The organism is Campylobacter sp. IFREMER_LSEM_CL2090 (assembly GCF_025771865.1).
Lineage (GTDB): Bacteria > Campylobacterota > Campylobacteria > Campylobacterales > Campylobacteraceae > Campylobacter_D > Campylobacter_D lari_D.
This window is the reverse complement of sequence record NZ_JAKMRA010000022.1, coordinates 1-4,239: the sequence shown is the minus strand read 5'-3', so window position 1 is coordinate 4,239 and position 4,239 is coordinate 1. Positions and strand designations below refer to the sequence as shown.

The 4,239-nt window shown below is 29.6% G+C and carries 2 protein-coding genes; both read right to left on the bottom strand.

The features are described from left to right. Window positions 1–1,219, bottom strand: a 1,219-nt coding sequence (locus L8V85_RS08215; RefSeq protein ID WP_263737817.1) for a hypothetical protein, incomplete at its 3' end; no start/stop codon positions are given. After that, a partial coding sequence (locus L8V85_RS08210) for a filamentous hemagglutinin N-terminal domain-containing protein (RefSeq protein ID WP_263737816.1) occupies window positions 1,164–4,239 on the bottom strand: 3,076 nt, incomplete at its 5' end. The genes L8V85_RS08210 and L8V85_RS08215, both read right to left, overlap by 56 nt.

Genomic DNA, 4,239 nt, shown 5'->3' with positions numbered 1-4,239 from the left:
CAGGTATTTCTATTTCACCACCACCATTATCATCTTTAATAGAAGCTAAAATAGGATAAGGTATTTTAATGGCTGATAATTCTCCTTTAACAACAAAGTGTCCGCTAGATTCATCACTTACTGATATTTTTAAATCTTCAAAGTCTTTAATCAAACGCTCTATAGCTTCAGTTTCATCTCCTACTTTTGCTATTAAATCAAATAACTCATTGCTAATATCTTTAAAAGCTTGATCATCTTTACTTACTAATCCTTTATTAATTAATTCTACATACTTATTATAAGCTGAAGCTAAATCGTTGAGTTGTTTGTAATAGTTTTCTTCTTTGAAGTCATTGTTGGCTGAGTTGATTTTATCATTTAAATTACTTAGATTTTCTAAATTACTTGCAATTGTTTTATTCTCAAGAGCATTTGAAACTTCAGCTAAAATATTATCTTTAGCCTGTATAGCTTCATTATCTGCAAATTTATCATCACTAGCCTTACTTAAGCCATTGTCTTGATAAGCTAGTAAAAAATCTAAGCTTTGAAAAATTTCTTTTTGAGCTATTTCTATTGATGGATTATCTTTATTATTTTTATCAAAGAAATAATCCATAATAAACTTAGTTCTAGCTTCGGCACTATTTTTATCTAAATTTTTATAAGCTTCTAAAATAGCTTTCAAATCAGCTATATCAATGGTGTAATATTTATTTTTCAAATCGGATATGATTTCATTGATGATAATATCTTTATAAAGATCATTTTCATCTAAAGTGGCTGTTTCATTGATGATGTCTTCTGTGCTAGGGATATAATCTGTATTTTGTGATGGTTTGGATACTATAACATTACTTGGATAGTTTGGATTAGATGGTTTTTCGACTTCAAAATCTTTTGTAAAAACTAAACATTTCTTACTAGCACCACAATCTATTTCCTTTAAGCCATTTAAAGCTGCTAAAGCTGCTGTTTTAAAATCTATATAACCTTGACTATTATCATCATAAGGACGGAGTCGGATTTCTTTATCCCAATATTTTTGATCCGATGTTGCATTAGTTAAGTCATCTTTATAGTAATAAATATAAGTGTTTTCAGTATTCGGAATAAAATACTCATCTAAATGGCCAAAAAATTTACCACTACTTTCTAAGCCTTCTATAATAGCTCCTTTATCAAAATATATAGATATTTTTTCCTCCAGTTCCAAATCCTGCAAAACCTCCAGCATAAGTTCCTTGGATATATTTAATGTTGTTTAATGCTATATTTCCATAATTACCCAGTCCCTTTCCTGTAAAACCTCCAGCATAAGTTCCTTGGATATAATCAATATTATTTAAAGAAATATTACTCATTTTTGCTCTAGTATCAAACCCAACAAAACCGCCTACAGAGTCTTTACCTATGATATTTCCAAAATTATTTAAGGAAATATTATTAAATTCATTTGGATTCGATGAAGAACTGCTAGATATTTCTCCAACAAAACCGCCTACAAAGTCTTTACCTATGATATTTCCAAAATTATTTAAAACAATATTTTCAAATTTCGAACTTCTTGAGATTCTCCCAGCAAACCCACCAATAGATGCTGAGCCAGTTCCTAAAGATTCAACTTTAATCTTATCGATATTACTTAATTTTATATCCTTTATCGTGGAAAAAGATGCAAGCTCCCCTAAGAAACCGCCTGAAACAGCATAATACCCTCCTTTAGCTTCAATGTTATTAATATTATCAATACTAATCCTATCAAAAACAATAGAATTATCTTCTACTGTATTAACAATTTCTCCAGCAAAACCACCGGAAATAGACATTTCGCCATGACTTGATATATTTAAAATATCTTTTAAATATATATTTGTAAAATAAAAGCTAGCATAAGGATTATTTATAGAGCCTCCAGCAAACCCTCCTGCGTAAGAAGAAGTAGATTTTGATATACTATTTATATTAGTAATATTTTCAAGTGAAATTCTTTTAAACTCTCCACTATCAAATCCTCCTACAAATCCTCCTACAAATCCTCCAGAATATGCAAGACCATTAGAAATGCTTGAAATATTTCCTATGTTTTTAACTGTAATATCTGAAAATTCTCCATAATTATTAAATCCGATAAATCCACTTGCATAATTAAAGCTGTTACTCAAGTTATCAAATTTATCAATACTTTTAGAAGATATGTTTTTAATATCACTTATATAAATTTTAGAATATTTTCCACCGTTATTAAAACCAACAAAACCGCCTGAGTTTTTTGTACTTAGAATATTATCTATATCCTTTATAGTTATATCAACATAATTTGCTCCTCCATAAGAATCACTCCCTATAAATCCACCTGAGTTATTATTTGAGGTAATATTGCCTATGTTTTCTATAAAAATGTTTCTAAAAAACATATTTTTCCAACCATTTAAAAAGGCACTCCCAGCAAATCCACCAGAATTACTCTCAGATAAGCTACTTTTTCCAGTATATATATGATTAATATTTTTTACAACAATGTCTTTAATATTAAAATTTTCGCTTACCTTAACTCTTCCTACAAATCCACCCGCATTAATATTACCATCTATTTTATCCTCAGAACCAGATTTAATATTATTTATATTATTTAATTTTACATGCGAAATATAACCATCTTTAGCCATACTGTCTATTACACCAGCAAAGCCGCCTGCAGATAAGTCTTGGCTACCACCAGCAGTATTTATAGCAATAATATTATCTATATTTTCTAATGCAATATCTTTTATATACATAAATTCTCTACCGCCAGATATAAGACCAGCAAAGCCACCTGTATTTATAGGAGTTGAAACTGCATTTCCTATAGCTTCAATAATACCTATATTATTTAAAACAACATTGGATGCATTTGTTTTACGAATATCCCCTACAAATCCACCTAAATATATAGATCCTATTTTACTTTTATCGCTACTGGTAGAAATATAAGTAAGATTTTTAAGATTAATACTATCTATCTCTGAATTTTCAATACTCCCAGCAAAACCACCTGTGTATTTTTGTATATAAATATATTCTTCATCGCCACCATATCCATATGCCTTAACACTTCCACCCATATAATCTACATTAATATTTTTAAATTTAGCTCCATCTGCTTTACCAAATATACCTACATATTCACTAAGATTATACTTCCCAGGATAAAAAAATCCTGTCGTATCTATATTAATATTCTTTAAAGTAAATCCTTGACCATCAAATGTTTTAGTAAAAACACTATCATATTTATATCCTACTATCATATTAGTAAATTCATTAGCATCTTTTTTACCATCACCATTTAAATCTACCCAATAATTAGCATGGTTTTGACCATTACTTGCTTTAAAATCTATATTGTTAGTCAGTCTATACCCACTAGCTGTGTTTCTAAAATCTTCATTTTCATTCCATCCTTTAGCAAAGTGCCACCAATCTAAGTCAGAGCCTATGCCTACATATTTATATACTTTAAAGTTGTCGTCGTTTGTGTTTGTATATTTATCAAACACTTTAAAAGAATTAGGATTATAGTAATAGCCCGTAGCACTTAAATAAGCAATTCCTTTATTTTTTGCTTCTGTAGTTAGGCTGTTAGAATTTATAGTAGAAATATCAACATAAACTTCATTACCTTTTAAATCTATATTATCTGCTGTGATTTGATTGAGTTTTATTTTATTATTTTTATCATCCCAACTAGTATCAGCACTTAACATTACTTTATTACCTTGCAAAGTAATGTTTTTAGCATTAATAGTCCCCATGTTTACTACATTACCACCATTTGGCTTAAACACCGGAGAGAAAGAAGCGCCTTGTGCTTTAAATTTATCAAAGTCTTCTGGTTTTAAAGACGAAGTCGAAGTCACAAAGCGATTAGCATTGATAGTTCCTGTTTTAGTAATGATTACCCCATTAGGATTGATTAAAAAGACATTATTATTTCCAGCTTCTAATATACCAGCTATGGTAGATTTACTTGTCCCATGAGCAATGTTTAGGTAGTTTTTATTGCTTCCATTAAAATTTACACTTTCACCTTTGCCTATGCTAAAGCCACCGCCCCATTGTATGACATGATTGTTTCCTGGTGTTTTGCCTATAACATCTATAGTATTTTTACCACCATTTAAATATGGACCAGATATACTCCCACTAGTCCCATGAGTAAATTTACCTCCACTAGGTAAAGCCATTAGTGGAGAAAATAGCATTGATACAGTT